Source organism: Streptomyces sp. NPDC001980 (assembly GCF_040296885.1).
Lineage (GTDB): Bacteria > Actinomycetota > Actinomycetes > Streptomycetales > Streptomycetaceae > Streptomyces.
This window is the reverse complement of sequence record NZ_JBEOYD010000021.1, coordinates 46,430-61,174: the sequence shown is the minus strand read 5'-3', so window position 1 is coordinate 61,174 and position 14,745 is coordinate 46,430. Positions and strand designations below refer to the sequence as shown.

The 14,745-nt window shown below is 73.6% G+C and carries 11 protein-coding genes; 7 read left to right on the top strand and 4 right to left on the bottom strand.

Annotation, left to right across the window (positions count from 1 at the left end):
• Window positions 1-69: 69 nt before the first annotated feature.
• Window positions 70-1,551 (bottom strand): M23 family metallopeptidase, encoded by a 1,482-nt coding sequence (locus ABT137_RS29025; protein ID WP_351714018.1) that lies wholly within the window; start codon window positions 1,549-1,551, stop codon window positions 70-72.
• A 253-nt stretch (window positions 1,552-1,804) separates the two neighbouring features.
• The gene (locus tag ABT137_RS29020; RefSeq protein WP_351714017.1) at window positions 1,805-2,671 is read right to left on the bottom strand and encodes an esterase/lipase family protein; all 867 of its coding nucleotides are present in this window, start codon (window positions 2,669-2,671) and stop codon (window positions 1,805-1,807) included.
• A gap of 326 nt (window positions 2,672-2,997) precedes the next feature.
• Between ABT137_RS29020 and icmB the strand changes: the two genes are divergently transcribed.
• A complete protein-coding gene (gene icmB, locus ABT137_RS29015; RefSeq protein ID WP_294008099.1) occupies window positions 2,998-3,414 on the top strand; it encodes a coenzyme B12-dependent isobutyryl CoA mutase small subunit in 417 nt (138 codons plus the stop codon).
• 140 nt (window positions 3,415-3,554) lie between these two features.
• On the opposite strand, the gene ABT137_RS29010 is transcribed toward icmB, so the two are convergent.
• Window positions 3,555-5,147 carry a DUF5691 domain-containing protein gene (locus tag ABT137_RS29010; protein ID WP_351714015.1) on the bottom strand — a complete coding sequence of 531 codons (1,593 nt, stop codon included), beginning with the start codon at window positions 5,145-5,147 and terminating at the stop codon, window positions 3,555-3,557.
• Between the two features lie 115 nt (window positions 5,148-5,262).
• Window positions 5,263-6,618: an SWIM zinc finger family protein gene (locus tag ABT137_RS29005; protein WP_351714012.1), complete on the bottom strand. Its 1,356-nt coding sequence runs from the start codon at window positions 6,616-6,618 to the stop codon at window positions 5,263-5,265.
• Between the two features lie 132 nt (window positions 6,619-6,750).
• Here ABT137_RS29005 and ABT137_RS29000 point away from each other — a divergent pair, with 132 nt between their 5' ends.
• From ABT137_RS29000 to sucC, 6 genes are all read left to right on the top strand, one after another.
• Window positions 6,751-7,869, top strand: coding sequence for an ATP-binding protein (locus ABT137_RS29000; RefSeq protein ID WP_351714010.1), 1,119 nt, complete (start codon window positions 6,751-6,753; stop codon window positions 7,867-7,869).
• Window positions 7,866-10,244, top strand: coding sequence for a DUF5682 family protein (locus tag ABT137_RS28995; protein WP_351714009.1), 2,379 nt, complete (start codon window positions 7,866-7,868; stop codon window positions 10,242-10,244). Before ABT137_RS29000 ends, ABT137_RS28995 begins: the two co-directional genes overlap by 4 nt.
• Entirely contained in the window at window positions 10,241-11,443 is a 1,203-nt protein-coding gene (locus tag ABT137_RS28990; protein ID WP_351714007.1) for a VWA domain-containing protein, read from the top strand. The genes ABT137_RS28995 and ABT137_RS28990 overlap by 4 nt, the downstream gene beginning before the upstream one ends.
• Before the next feature lie 204 nt (window positions 11,444-11,647).
• Complete coding sequence (locus tag ABT137_RS28985; protein ID WP_351714006.1) at window positions 11,648-12,535, top strand: hypothetical protein; 888 nt, start codon at window positions 11,648-11,650, stop codon at window positions 12,533-12,535.
• Window positions 12,536-12,768: 233 nt separating this feature from the next.
• Complete coding sequence (locus ABT137_RS28980) at window positions 12,769-13,098, top strand: hypothetical protein (RefSeq protein WP_351714004.1); 330 nt, start codon at window positions 12,769-12,771, stop codon at window positions 13,096-13,098.
• A gap of 449 nt (window positions 13,099-13,547) precedes the next feature.
• Window positions 13,548-14,726, top strand: coding sequence for an ADP-forming succinate--CoA ligase subunit beta (sucC, locus tag ABT137_RS28975; RefSeq protein ID WP_351714002.1), 1,179 nt, complete (start codon window positions 13,548-13,550; stop codon window positions 14,724-14,726).
• Window positions 14,727-14,745 lie beyond the last annotated feature (19 nt).

The following is a 14,745-nucleotide window of genomic DNA, read 5'->3' as shown; positions in this document are numbered from 1 at the left end:
GGGTAAGGCGCAGGGAAGAAGGCGCGGTACCGGGCCGCGCTGCGGCGGGGCGCGCCGGTGTCGGCCGGGTCAGGTCGGGTCGAGCCCGTGGCTGCGCAGCCACGGCAGCGGGTCTATGGCGGCACCGCCGGCCGGCCTGACCTCGAAGTGCAGGTGCGGGCCGGTCGAGTTGCCGGAGTTCCCGGAGTACGCGATCGGGTCGCCGGCCTTCACCGTCGTACCGGCGGCGACGCGGTACGACGAGAGGTGGCAGTACCACGTCTCCGTGCCGTCCTTCGCCGTCACGATCATCATGTTGCCGTAGGCGCTGTTCCACTTGGTGGAGACGACGCCGTCGGTCGCGGCCATCACCGTCGTGCCGTAGGAGACGGGGAAGTCGATGCCCGTGTGGACGGACATCCAGTTGACGCCGGCCTGGCCGAAATAGGCGCTGAGCCCTCTTTGCGTGACCGGAAGCACGTACTTCGGGCGCAGCCGCTCCTTGCGGGCCGCCTCCGCCGCCGCCTTCTTCTTCTCGGTCTCCTGCTGGGTCTTGAGGTCGATGCGTTCCTGCGTCCGGCTGGCCCGGTCGGCGAAGTCGTCGGCGCCCGCCGAGAGCGTCCTCAGCTGGGCGTCCAGCTTGCTGTTGGCGGCGGACGGTTTCACCGACTGCGCGGCGGAGGCGGAGGCGGTGGTGTCCTTCCCGTCGTCGGTCAGGCTGCCGACCGAGGCGGCCGCGATCCCGGCGACCCCCATCACACACACGGAGGGCACCGCGACCGTCAGCAGCGCGGACCGCTTGGGAGGCGTACGGCGACGGGAACGCGCCCCCGCGCGGGAGCCGGCGCGAGTCGCCGCCGGCGGGGCCGGGGCGACCTCCTCCTGGTCCTCCAGCAGTGGCGTTACTGCAGGCAGTTCACCGGTCGCGGCCAACTCCGCGTCGTCTGTGGAGTCCGTCGTGGACTCCGCGAACCCGTCGTGCCCGCCGTACTCCGTGTACTGCCCGTGCTCGCCCTGCTCCTCGAAGTCCCGGTAGGGCTCGTGCTGTTGCGCGTGCGCGTGCTCGGTCTCGTGTTCGGGGACCTGCGTCGGGGTGCCGTCGGAGTTCCACTGCGTGGCGTCGTACACGCCGGTGTCGAACGCCTGGGTGCCCCACTCCCACTGCTGGGTGGCACCGGCCATGCCCGACTGGTCGGGCTGGAGCCAGGCGCTCGAGTCCCAGTGGCCGCTGGTGTCGACGGCCGTCCCCTGCGCCGGGACGGTCCACGCGGTGCTGTCGTAGGCGCCGGAGTCGTAGGCGGCGTGGTGCTGGGCCGCGTACGGGTCGTAGTTCAGCGTCTGGCCGCCGGCGGTCTGCCACTGCGTGGTGTCGTACGCCCCGGAGGCCTGGCCCTCGCCCGGGAGGCTGCCGAAGAGCGGGTCGCTGTGGAACGCGGTGGCGGTGTGGTCGCCGTACGTGGTGAAGTCGCCGTACTGGGCTTCCTGGGTGCCGTACGGCGCGTAGTGCGCCGGATCGGCGTCGGAAGCCGGGGCCGGGGTGGTCATGGTCCCCGACGGGTGACGGTCGTTCACCAACTTCTCTTTCGCCTCGACAACAGGGGCTGCCAGAGCAGTGCGGCGACTGTACCCGGCGGTATGCGGGCGCGACAATCTTCAACAGGTTTCGCTGTTTCGGGAAACGGGCATTCGGCCGTGTTTCGGGGGACGACGGGCGCGGGTTTGGCCTTGTGTTCGAGGAATGTTCGAGGCGAGTGGTGGTCCCCGGAGGTCCTCGGCGGGCCTCTGGAGGTCCCAGACGGTCCTGCACGGGCTCTCCGGCGCCCCCTCAGGCCACCGTCAGACCGCCCGCGGTCCGCTCCTCCGGATGTGTTTCGTCGAGGGCCTGTCGTATACCGGTCGCGATCGCCGGGTGGACGGGCAGGGCGAGGTGGCCGATCCCGGTCACCCGCACGTTCGTCGCCATGAGGTCCGGGTGGTCGATGCGGGCCGTCTCCACCGGCTCCATCAGCGAGTCGAGGTCGCTCCAGAAGCTCACGAACCGGGTACGGCAGCCGGGCGCGGGCCGGGTCAGCTCCTCGATGACCTCCGAGCCGGGGCGCATCTGCCGCACGATCGGGTGCGCGTCCGCCAGCGGCGCCACCCGGGTGCCGGAGTGCGGGGTGCCGAGCGTCACCAGCGTGCGGACACGCAGGTCACCGGCAAGGCGCTGGACGTAGTAGCGCGCGATCAGCCCGCCGAGGCTGTGCCCGACGATGTCGACCCGGCCGCTGCCGGTGCGCTCGCAGATCTCCTCTATGTGCCGGCCGAGCAACTCGGCCGCGGTGCGGATGTCGCAGGTCAGCGGCGAGTAGTTGAGCGACTCGACGCGCTGGCCGCCGTGCTGGGCGAGGGCGCGGCGCAGCAGGACGAAGACCGAGCGGTTGTCGATGAAGCCGTGCAGCAGCACGACCGGCGGGGCCGCCCGGACCGGCAGCCGGGCCGTGCCGTCGAGCTCCGCGGACGGTGCGGGGGGTACGGGAGAGCGGCGCTCCGGGGTGAGGCCGGTCGGGTAGAGCAGCAGATGCCCGGCCAGGATCGCGGCCTCCAGTGCGGTCGACTTCAGGAGGGCCAGCGACAGGCCGGCGACTCTGCTGGGCAGGAAGCGGCGGCAGAACGGGAGAAAGGGCTCCAGTAGTACCTCGGTGACCTTCATCGGCCGACCTCCTGTCGGCACGCCGAGGACAGCTCCGTCCCCCGTGTGCCCTCATGGGGAGGCCGGGGCGGAGGCGGCGGGGGTGGCAGGGTGCGACGACGTGCCGCGTCGCGTGCCCGTACCGTCCCCGCGGACCACGCTGCGGCTCCCTGACGTGTCCCGCTCTGTGTGATTTCCCCCTCGGTAACCTCCGCGAAACTGCCGGTTGCGGGATGCTGGAGATAACGTTCGTTCACTTGAGGCGGGTGGCGGAACGCGCCGAATGTGCGGTACTTCTCGGTACGCATGGATGTTGGCGTGTTCGTTTCGTGGTCATGGAGGCAGTGATGGGTGTGGCAGCCGGTCCGATCCGTGTGGTGGTGGCCAAACCGGGGCTCGACGGCCACGATCGCGGGGCCAAGGTCATCGCGCGGGCGCTGCGCGACGGGGGCATGGAGGTCATCTACACCGGGCTCCACCAGACGCCGGAGCAGATCGTCGACACGGCCATCCAGGAGGACGCCGACGCCATCGGCCTCTCCATCCTCTCCGGCGCCCACAACACCCTCTTCGCCGCGGTCATCGACCTCCTCAAGGAGCGTGACGCCGAGGACATCCTCGTCTTCGGCGGCGGCATCATCCCCGAGGACGACATCGCCCCCCTCAAGGAGAAGGGCGTCGCCGCGATCTTCACGCCGGGGGCGACGACGGCGTCGATCGTGGAGTGGGTCCGGGAGAATGTGCGGCAGCCGACCCAGGCGTAGGCCGCGTTCGCGGGGGCCGGCTTCGGGGTGCGCGGCCGTGTGTCGGCTGCGGCGCCGTCGTGGCTGGTCGCGCCCACGCGGCGGAGCCGCATATCGGCACAGCCCCGCGCCCCTTGCGGGGGCGTAGTCGCCCGCGCTTCCTACGGGGTGCGGTCGTCCAGTTCCGTGAGCATCGCCGCCCGTAGTCTCAGTGTCGTCACCAGGCGCTGGAACGCCTCTGCCCAGTAGCCGCCGGCTCCCGGTGACGCGTCTTCCCGTTCGTCCGGTATCGCGAGGAGCGCGTCCAGTCGGCCGGCTTCCGCGGGATCCAGGCAGCGCTCGGCGAGACCCATCACCCCGCTGAAGCTCCACGGGTAACTTCCCGCGTCCCGCGCGATGTTGAGGGCGTCCACCACGGACCGGCCGAGCGGTGCGGACCAGGGTACGGCGCACACGCCGAGCAGCTGGAACGCCTCCGACAGACCGTGTGCCGCGATGAAACCGGCCACCCAGTCGGCCCGCTCCCCGTCCTCCAGCGTGCCCAGCAGCTTGGCCCGCTCGGCCAGGGACACCGCGCCCGGACCGCCCGCCTCCGGTGCCGCCGGCGCCCCGAGCAGCGCTCTCGCCCACTCCGTGTCCCGCTGCCGCACGGCGGCCCGGCACCAGGCCGCGTGCAGCTCGCCCTGCCAGCCGTCCGCCACGGCCAGCGCCACGATCTCCTGGGGCGTACGGCCGCCGAGCCGGGCCGGCCAGACGGGGAGCGGGGCCGCCTCCACCAACTGCCCCAGCCACCACGACCGTTCGCCGCGTCCGGTCGGCGGTTTGGCCACGACGCCGTCACGTTCCATCCCCGGGTCGCACTCCGGCGGGGCCTCGACCGCGATCACGGGCCCGTTCCCGGTGTGATCGACCGCCACGCACGCTCCGGCCCGTACCGCCATCCGCCCGGCGAGCGCCGAGCCGGGCAGCGCGGACAGCAGCTCGGCCGCCGTCGTCCGCACGTTTCGGCTGCGGTCCGACAGCGCCTGCTCCAGGAACGGCTCGTCCCCGGCGGCCAGTCCCGTGCGCAGCGAGTCGAGGAACATCAGCCGGTCCTCGGCCCGCTCCGTCGCCCAGGTCCCGGACAGCAACTCGCGCGCTGCCTCGGGCGAACGGGCCCGCAGTGCGGCCAGCAGCGCGACCCGTTCGGCGAACAGCCCCTCCTGCCACAGCTGCCGTATCGCGTCGGTGTCCTCGGGGCCGGGCAGGGCTGCGCCGCCGCCCGGGGCCGCGCGCAGGGCGAACCGCCAGTCCTGGTTGAGCCGGGCCAGCCACAGGGCGCGCGGGCCGGCGAAGGCCAGCGCGGCGGGCCGCAGGTCGGTACGGCCCCGGGCCGCGTCCAGCAGCGCGGGCAGCGCCTGCGGGGGCGCGGCGAAACCGCGTGCGTTGGCCGCCGCGAGCCACTGCGGCAGCAGCTCCATCAGGTCGGGCGAGGTGCCTCGGCGGCCGCCGGTCGCGGTGCCGGAGCGGTCGGACAGCAGCATCGCCAGTCTGCGTGCCGCGGTGGCCGGCAGCGCGGGGCGCGCGTCTCCCGGGGCCGGTTCGAGGCGGCGCGCGGCCGGTGCCGGACGCAGCCCGGCCCGCCGCCGTACGGTCGCCACGGCCGCCTCGTCCAGCAGGGCCACCGGGGCTTCGCGCCCCGGTCGGCCGGTCTCGGGCGGCCGCCGGTCCGTGCCCAGCAGAGCCGTGGTGACGAGATCCTCCCAAGCGGTCACGGGGTTCCCCTTCCACGAGATCCAGGAGTTCTGTGAGTCCCGCAAGTTCTGTGAGTTCCGCGGGTCGGTTCGGGTGTGGGGTGGTGGTGCCGGGTCGGTTCGGGTGTCGGCCGGGTCAGCACAGCGGCACCGCCTCGCCCGCTTCCTGCGGCCAGGCCGTCAGCGGGGTGAAGCCGCGGTGGCCGCACTCGCCGAAGACCGTGACCGGGGCGCCGCCCGAGAGCGCGACCAGCCGCCACAGACCCGGCCCGGAACGGGCGCCGGGAGCCAGGGGCAGCGCCGACTCACCCTCGGCGTCCGCCAGTTGCCAGGAGTCGCCGTCCGGGACCGGCACGACCCGGTCGAGCGTCACCGGCACCGACTCCAGCCACGGGTCGTCGCGCAGTGCCTCCCCGTACCGGGCCGCCGCCTGTGCCGTCGGTATGCCCGGCGGCCGTGCCGGCAGGGGCGCGGGAGCGGCGAACCGCTCGCCCAGCGCCGCCCGGTGCTGACCCGCGCCCGGATAGGCGGACAGCTCCGCGTCCAGGGCGAGGCCGACCGGCAGCGCCAGCTCGGGGGCGCGGCCGGCCGCGCCGTAGGAGAGGAGCAGTGCCGTACGGCCCGAGTCGGCGCCGTGCAGCCAGATCCGGCGGGTCGTCAGCTTCGCGTCCGCCGTGTCGTACTGGGCGAGGACCAGCCAGCGGTCGCGCACCGGCGGGCCGTCCGCCGGTGCGGGCAGGCCGATGCGGGAGCGCACCGTGGCCGCGAGGTCCGCCGGGAGCCGGTCGCGGCGCAGCCAGCCCTGGTCGAGGAGGTGCAGCAGCGCGCACTCCTCAAGGAGCCGCACCGGCCAGCCCGGACCGGATCCCGGTATCGCCCCCAACTCCCGCACCCGCGCGGCCAGTCCGGGAGCCTGGGCGTCGACCATGCGGGCCGCCGTCTCCTCCCACAGGCCGTACCCCGCCTGCTCGGCCGCGGCCAGGCCGCCGCGCAGCAGGTCGGACAGCCGCTGCTCCAGCTCCGTGGCGCCCGCCGTGACCCGCTCGGCCCGCTGCTCCGCCCGGTGCCGGGCCGCCTCGGGATCAGCGGCGGCCGGGGAACTCCCGGCGCCCGCCGGCCGTTTGTCCTCCGCCCGCCTGCGTCTGCCCGCGATCCACTGCTCGGCCCAGTCCGGCGGCTCCTGCGCCGCGGGCACCGAGTCGTCCTCGCCCGCCCAGAGCAGGAGCAGTCCGAGGGCGTGCTTGCAGGGGAACTTCCGGCTCGGGCAACTGCACTTGTAGGCGGGCCCCGCCGGATCGGCGATGTCCACGATCGTCTGGTACGGCTTGCTGCCGCTGCCCTTGCACAGTCCCCATACCGTCCCCTCCTCGCAACTCCCGGCTCCGGACCACGGCCCCGCCGCTCCGAGCCTGCTTCCCGCTTTGCGTGACGCGGCGTCAGGCGCCAAGGCCAGCACCTGGTCCGCACTCCAGCGCACCCCCTGCTGAGTCATGCCATCGAAGGTAGATCCCGCCACTGACAATCGCCCCGGCGAGCACATGTGTGCAGGTCGGAGTGATTGTCAGTGGCGTGGTGCACGGTGGACACCAGATCCGAACCGGCCGAGCTGGAGGGGGCCTCAGCCATGACTGTGTCCGTGGAACCGACCGACCCGACGACCGTCGAGAGCGCGCTGCGACCGCACGCCGAGCACGCCTTCGCCGCCGAACTCGCGGCACTGGCCGCACAGGACGACCGGCCGCGCCCGGCCCGCTGGAAGCTGTCGCCGTGGGCGGTGGCCACCTATCTGCTGGGCGGCACACTGCCGGACGGGACGGTGATCACACCGAAGTACGTCGGCCCGCGCCGTATCGTCGAGGTCGCCGTCACCACCCTCGCCACCGACCGCGCCCTGCTCCTGCTCGGCGTGCCCGGCACCGCCAAGACCTGGGTCTCCGAGCACCTGGCCGCCGCCGTCAGCGGTGACTCGACCCTGCTGGTGCAGGGCACGGCCGGCACCCCGGAGGAGGCGATCCGCTACGGCTGGAACTACGCGGAGCTGCTGGCCCACGGCCCCAGCCGGGACGCCCTCGTGCCCAGCCCTGTCATGCGGGCCATGGCGGAGGGCATGACGGCCAGGGTCGAGGAGCTCACCCGGATCCCCGCCGACGTGCAGGACACGCTGATCACGATCCTGTCCGAGAAGACCCTGCCCATTCCCGAGCTGGGCCAGGAGGTGCAGGCGGTCCGCGGCTTCAACCTGATCGCCACCGCCAACGACCGCGACCGGGGGGTCAACGAGCTCTCCAGCGCCCTGCGCCGCCGCTTCAACACCGTGGTGCTGCCCCTGCCGGAGAGCCCGGAGGCCGAGGTCGACATCGTCGCGCGCCGCGTCGACCAGCTCGGCCGCTCGCTGGCCCTGCCGGCCGTGCCCGACGGCATCGAGGAGATCCGCCGGGTCGTCACCGTCTTCCGCGAGCTGCGCGACGGCGTCACCGCCGACGGCCGCACCAAGATCAAGTCGCCGAGCGGCACGCTCTCCACGGCCGAGGCGATCTCCGTCGTGACGGGCGGCCTCGCCCTGGCGGCCCACTTCGGGGACGGCGTGCTGCGGGCCGGTGACGTCGCCGCCGGCATCCTCGGGGCGGTGGTCCGCGACCCGGCCGCCGACCGGGTCGTCTGGCAGGAGTACCTGGAGACGGTCGTCCGCGAGCGGGACGGCTGGAAGGACTTCTACCGCGCCTGCCGCGAGGTGAGCGCGTGAGCGACGACACGGCGTGGCGGCGGTCGCCCGGCCCCGGGCCGCTGCTGCTGGGGGTACGGCACCACGGGCCCGGCTCCGCACGGGCGGTGCGGGCCGCGCTGGACGCGGCCCGGCCGCGGGCCGTGCTGATCGAGGGGCCGCCCGAGGCCGACGCGCTGATCCCGCTGGCCGCCGACCCGGAGATGCGGCCACCGGTCGCGCTCCTCGCGCACGCCGTGGACGAGCCCGGCCGCTCGGCCTTCTGGCCGCTGGCCGACTTCAGCCCCGAGTGGGTGGCCGTCCGCTGGGCCCTGGAGCACGGGGTCCCGGCCCGCTTCATCGACCTGCCGGCCGCGCACACGCTGGCGTGGGAGCGTCAGGAGGACCCGTGCGAACCGGATGACGGATCCGACACCGGGCAGCAGCGGATCCGTGTCGACCCCCTCGCCGCCCTCGCGGAGGCCGCCGGTTACGACGATCCCGAGCGCTGGTGGGAGGACGTCGTCGAGCACCGGGGCGGGGCCGGGGAGCGGGACGTGTTCGCGCCGTTCGCCGCGGTGGCGGAGGCGATGGGGGCGCTGCGGGAGACGTACGGGGCCGGCGGCCGCGACCGGGATCCCGTGCGGGAGGCCCACATGCGGCTCCGGCTGCGCGCCGCACAGCGGGAGTTCGGCGAGCAGGTCGCGGTGGTGTGCGGGGCGTGGCACGTGCCGGCGCTGCGTGCGAAGAGCACCGTCGCCGCCGACAAGGAACTGCTGAAGGGGCTGCCCAAGGTCAAGGCGGACATGACCTGGGTGCCGTGGACGAACCGCCGGCTGGCCCGGGCGAGCGGCTACGGCGCGGGCATCGACTCGCCGGGCTGGTACGGACATCTGTTCCGCGCCCCGGACCGGCCGGTGGAGCGGTGGCTCACCAAGGTGGCCGGACTGCTCCGCGAGGAGGACCGGATCGTCTCCTCGGCCCATGTCATCGAGGCGGTACGGCTGGCCGAGACGCTGGCCGTGATGCGCGGCCGCCCGTTGCCCGGCCTCGGCGAGACGACCGACGCGGTGCGGGCGGTGCTCTGCGAGGGCTCGGACGTCCCGCTGGCGCTGGTGCACGACCGGCTGGTGGTCGGGGACGTGCTGGGGGAGGTGCCGGAGGCGGCGCCCGCGGTGCCGTTGCAGCGGGACCTGGCCCGGGAGCAGCGCCGGCTCAGGCTCAGGCCGGAGGCGCTGGAGCGGGAGCTGGAGCTCGACCTGCGCAAGGAGACCGACGCCGGGCGCAGCCGGCTGCTGCACCGGCTGCGGCTGCTCGGCGTCGGATGGGGGGAGCCCGCGCAGTCCCGGGGCAGCACGGGCACGTACCGGGAGACGTGGCGGCTGCGCTGGGAGCCGGAGCTGTCGGTGCGGGTGGCCGAGGCCGGGGTGTGGGGGACGACCGTCGAGGGCGCGGCGACGGCCAGGGCCGAGGCCGACGCGGAGCACGCGAGCGCCCTCGCCGACGTCACCGGGCTCGCCGAGCACTGCCTGCTCGCCGGGCTGCCGGACGCCCTGCCGGTGGTGATGCGGGCGCTCGCCGACCGGGCCGCGCTGGACACGGACGTCGGCCGGCTCGCCCAGGCCCTGCCGGCCCTGGTCCGCTCCCTGCGCTACGGCGACGTCCGGGGCACCGACACCCAGGCGCTCGCCGAGGTCGCAGCGGGTCTCGCCGAGCGGGTCTTCGTCGGGCTCCCGCCGGCCTGCGCCGCCCTCGACACGGACGCGGCCGACGAGATGCGCGGCCACGTGGACGCGGTGCACACGGCGGTGGGACTGCTCGGGGAGACGGCGGCGCAGGCCGGTTCCGGCCACTCGGACCTCCGCCTCCGCTGGCGGACCGTGCTGCGCACGCTCGCCGGGCGGGACACCGTGCCCGGGGTGCTGCGCGGGCGGGCCGTGCGGATCCTGCTCGACGAGGGGGAGCTGGGGCCGCAGGAGGCGGCGCGGCTGATGGGTCTTGTGCTCTCGCCGGGAACCCCGCCGGCGGACGCGGCCGCCTGGATCGAGGGATTCGTCGGCGGGAGCGGCGGGGGCGGGATGCTGCTGGTGCACGACGAGCGGCTGCTCGGCCTGGTCGACTCCTGGCTGACCGGGGTGCCGGCGGAGGCGTTCACGGACGTGCTGCCGCTGCTGCGGCGGACGTTCTCGGCGTACGAGCCGGGGGTGCGCCGGACGATCGGAGAACTGGTGCGCCGTGGCCCGGGGGAGCGGCTCCGGGGCGGAGCGGGGCAGGCTGACGGGACACCGGGATTCGGTGCCGAGCCGGACGCCGGGCGCGCCGACGCCGTACTGCCGGTGCTGCGCCTGCTGCTCGGCCTCGGCGACGGGGAAGACGCGGCGGAATCGGACAACGACCTTGTGGGGGCGGGGAGATGACCACGGACGTGACGGACGCGGACACCGGCAGCGGCACCGGCAGCGGCACCGGTGATCCCGCGCGGGAGCGGCTGCGGCGCTGGCGGCTGGTGCTCGGGGGCGAGGCCGCCGACGGGACCGGGTGCGCGCTGTCGGGGCGGGACGCGGCGATGGACGGAACGCTGGCCGCGCTGTACGGGAAGGGGGACAGACCGCAGTCGGGGCGGGAGCGTTCGGCGGGGCTGGGGGCGTCGGCTCCGTCGGTGGCGCGCTGGCTCGGGGACATCCGGACGTACTTCCCGTCCTCCGTCGTCCAGGTCATGCAGCGTGACGCCATCGACCGGCTCGGGCTGGCCGCGCTGCTGCTCGAACCGGAGATGCTGGAGGCGGTGGAGGCGGACGTGCACCTGGTCGGCACCCTGCTCTCGCTCAACAAGGCGATGCCGGAGACGACGAAGGAGACGGCCCGGGCGGTCGTGCGCAAGGTCGTCGACGACCTGGAGAAGAGGCTGGCCACCCGTACCCGGGCCACCCTCACCGGTGCCCTCGACCGCAGCGCCCGCATCAGCCGCCCGCGCCACCACGACATCGACTGGAACCGCACCATCGCGGCCAACCTCAAGCACTACCTGCCCGAGTACCGGACGGTGGTGCCGGAGCGGCTGGTCGGGTACGGGCGGGCGTCGCAGTCGGTGAAGAAGGAGGTGGTGCTCTGCATCGACCAGTCCGGGTCGATGGCGGCCTCGGTGGTGTACGCCTCGGTGTTCGGGGCGGTCCTTGCGTCCATGCGGTCGATCGACACCCGGCTCGTCGTCTTCGACACCGCGGTGGTCGACCTCACGGACCAGCTGGACGACCCGGTGGACGTCCTGTTCGGCACCCAGCTCGGCGGCGGGACGGACATCAACCGGGCGCTGGCGTACTGCCAGTCGCAGATCACCCGGCCGGCGGAGACCGTCGTCGTCCTCATCAGCGATCTCTACGAGGGCGGGATACGGAACGAGATGCTGAAGCGGGTCGCGGCGATGAAGGCGTCGGGGGTCCAGTTCGTGGCGCTGCTCGCGCTGTCGGACGAGGGCGCGCCGGCCTACGACCGGGAGCACGCGGCCGCGCTCGCGGCGCTGGGGGCACCGGCGTTCGCGTGTACGCCGGACCTCTTCCCCGAGGTGATGGCGGCGGCGATCGAGAAACGGCCGATCCCGGTGCCGGACACCGTGTGACGCCCTGCCCGGAGGGTGACTTGTCGACTCGGTGAGGTCCGGCACCGGACGCCAAAACGGACATGACTACCCATCGGTAACAGGGGGCTTGCGCAACCTCGGGAGTCCCGTGCAAGGATCGAAGTCTCCACTGGTCTTTCACCGGCCTTCACGCCGTTGGACTCTTTCTGCTCTGTTCCGCCGCACGGGAGGATCCTCCCCGTCTTGACCTCGCCAGCAGTTCTGTCCGGTGCCGCCGCACGCGTGTTGCGTTCGGCGGCGGGGCGGCGTGCGCTGCAACTGGCGCTGCTGGTCGGCGGAGTGCTCGCGCTCGGCTTCCTCTGCGGGCAGCAGGCGCAGGCGGCCGAAGGGGCGACGTCGGCTCCGTCGCTGACGTCGGTCGTGACCCGGACCGTGCCGCTGCGGGATGTGGTGACGCCTCATCGGGAGCCGGGGGTGGCGCGGAAGCCCGTCATCAAGGCCGTGCCAGTGGTCGACGGCGTCGACGAAGTCGTCCGGTCCGTGACCGGCGCGGTGAGCGACACGGTGACCAGGACCGTGACCTCTCCCGTCACCTCGGCCCTGACCGAGACGCTCGCCGAAACGGTGCGGCAGGTGACGGAACTGCCCGCCGTACCGGTGGTGCAGGTGCCGGAGCTTCCCGTCGTCTCCGACCCGCCGGCCGAGTCGGACCCGGCACCGGCACCGGCGCCCGGCCCCACGCAGGCGCAGCCGCGGACACCGGCCACGCACGACGCCGGGCAGGAGAAGCCCCGTACGGAGGCCGTGACGGAAGCGGCGGCGACCACCGCCGCGTCGTACGGGCCGCGGAACACCGCCGCCGTGACCTTCGGGTCCGGCAAGCCGCCGCACAGCGGCGCCCACCGTGCCGCCCGCGCCGCCGACGCTCCCGCCCGCCCCGCGCCCGCCGGCGACCCGGACGGCGCGCTGGGCAAGTCGGCGGTGGACGCCGCCCCCTCCCGGCACGGTGACGCACACGCCGTGACCTTCGCCGACCGGGCGCCGCTCAGGCTCGCGCCCGGTGCCGCCGCGCGGCTCGACGCGGCCGGGACCCGGGACCGGTACCGGGACATCCCCCTCTTCCCCGGCTAGGACCGGCGACCACCTTCCCCGCCACGGACCTGCCGCGCGGGGGCGGAACAGGTCTGCCCGCCCGCCCGGGCCCTTTGCGGATCCCCCTCCGGACTCCGTGAGCACGCCTCGGCTCCCCTGCCGAGCGCTCCGGGCGGCGATGTCCCCAGCCGCGCTTCCGGCCCCACCGGAAGCTCTCCCGGCTCCGTATCTGCGCGGAAGACGCGCCGGAGCCCCGAAGGACTGACGCACGCATGAACGAGTACATCGGCCGTTCCATGGTCATAGCCGCCGGCGGGAGCTGGGCGGGGGCGTTCGGCCGGCCCGCGGCGGCCGGCGCCGAAGCACCGCCCGCCGTGTCGGGCCGGGCGGACCGGATCCGCGGTGCCCAGGCCATCCAGGGCGCCCGTGCGGCCCGCGCCGCGACGGCCACGGCCATGGCGCAGGCCACCGCCCGAGCTCACGCCCAGGCCCTCCAGAACCGCGCGGAGGCCATGCTCACGGACATGGAGACGGCCCCCGGCGCCTTCCCCTTCCGCCCGGCCGTCACCCCCATGACCCCGGAGGCCGGCCGCCGGGCGTAGGCCTGCGTGACCGGCTCTCCGCGACTCCGTGGGCGGCTCGGTACGGACGGCCGAACGCCGTCGGTCCGTCCGGCCGAATCCCACGGTTCGGGCCGGCCCTCCCCCCTGGGGCGGGGTGCGGCCGCCCGGCCCGAGGACCGGAAATCCTCGGGGCCTGAGGCCTCACCGGGCCAACCCCAGCCCGGTGAGGCCTCGCACTTCGCACGCAAGACGGCACGCCGTGCCACGAGAACCCCGGATACCCGGCATCATGTGACAGGTATCACCGCTCAGGTGTGACTCCCGATTTAGAGACCCCCAGCGAGCGGCGATAATCTGCGAGACGGACATGCCGCGCGCTCGGACACCGTGTGCGCACCCCTTGTGACACATTGCGGACGTCACGTTGCCCTTCGCGGCACGCCCACGCATCCAACGAACCGCGAGATCACTGATAGGGACGGAAGCGCGTGGACCTGTTCGAGTACCAGGCGAGGGACCTCTTCGCCAAGCACGATGTACCGGTGCTGGCCGGTGAAGTCATCGACACGCCTGAGGCGGCGCGCGAGATCACCGAGCGGCTGGGCGGCAAGTCTGTCGTCAAGGCGCAGGTGAAGGTCGGTGGTCGCGGCAAGGCCGGTGGCGTCAAGCTGGCCGCCTCCGCGGACGAGGCCGTCGCCCGTGCGACGGACATCCTCGGCATGGACATCAAGGGCCACACGGTCCACAAGGTGATGATCGCCGAGACCGCCCCGGAGATCCTCGAGGAGTACTACGTCTCCTTCCTCCTCGACCGTGCCAACCGCACCTTCCTCTCCATCGCCTCCGTCGAGGGCGGCATGGAGATCGAGGAGGTCGCGGCCACCCGCCCGGACGCCGTCGCCCAGACCCCGATCAACGCGATCGACGGTGTGGACCTGGCCAAGGCCAAGGAGATCGTCGCCGCGGCGAAGTTCCCGGCCGAGGTCGCCGACCAGGTCGCCGACATCCTGGTCAAGCTGTGGGACACCTTCGTCAAGTCGGACGCCCTCCTCGTCGAGGTCAACCCGCTCGCGAAGGTCGCCTCCGGTGACGTCCTCGCCCTGGACGGCAAGGTGTCGCTCGACGACAACGCCGAGTTCCGCCACGACTGGGACGAGCTGCACGACAAGGCCGCGGCCAACCCGCTGGAAGCCGCCGCCAAGGAGAAGAACCTCAACTACGTCAAGCTCGACGGCGAGGTCGGCATCATCGGCAACGGCGCGGGTCTCGTCATGAGCACCCTGGATGTCGTCGCGTACGCCGGTGAGAACCACGGTGGCGTCAAGCCCGCCAACTTCCTCGACATCGGCGGCGGCGCCTCCGCCCAGGTCATGGCCAACGGCCTGGAGATCATCCTGGGTGACCCCGACGTCAAGTCGGTCTTCGTCAACGTCTTCGGCGGCATCACCGCCTGCGACGAGGTCGCCAACGGCATCGTGCAGGCCCTGAAGCTCCTGGAGGACCGCGGCGAGGACGTCTCCAAGCCGCTCGTCGTCCGCCTCGACGGCAACAACGCCGAGCTGGGCCGCAAGATCCTCACCGACGCCAACCACCCGCTGGTGCAGCGCGTCGACACCATGGACGGCGCCGCCGACAAGGCCGCCGAGCTGGCAAACGCCGCCAAGTAAGCACTCAGGACGAGGACAC

Excerpts from the sequence above, each read along its gene's own strand:
- ABT137_RS29000 (WP_351714010.1), top strand. The coding sequence starts at position 6,751 with ATGACTGTGTCCGTGGAACCGACCGACCCGACGACCGTCGAGAGCGCG.
- ABT137_RS28980 (WP_351714004.1), top strand. The coding sequence starts at position 12,769 with ATGAACGAGTACATCGGCCGTTCCATGGTCATAGCCGCCGGCGGGAGC.
- ABT137_RS29005 (WP_351714012.1), bottom strand. The coding sequence starts at position 6,618 with ATGACTCAGCAGGGGGTGCGCTGGAGTGCGGACCAGGTGCTGGCCTTG.
- icmB (WP_294008099.1), top strand. The coding sequence starts at position 2,998 with ATGGGTGTGGCAGCCGGTCCGATCCGTGTGGTGGTGGCCAAACCGGGG.
- ABT137_RS29020 (WP_351714017.1), bottom strand. The coding sequence starts at position 2,671 with ATGAAGGTCACCGAGGTACTACTGGAGCCCTTTCTCCCGTTCTGCCGC.
- ABT137_RS28990 (WP_351714007.1), top strand. The coding sequence starts at position 10,241 with ATGACCACGGACGTGACGGACGCGGACACCGGCAGCGGCACCGGCAGC.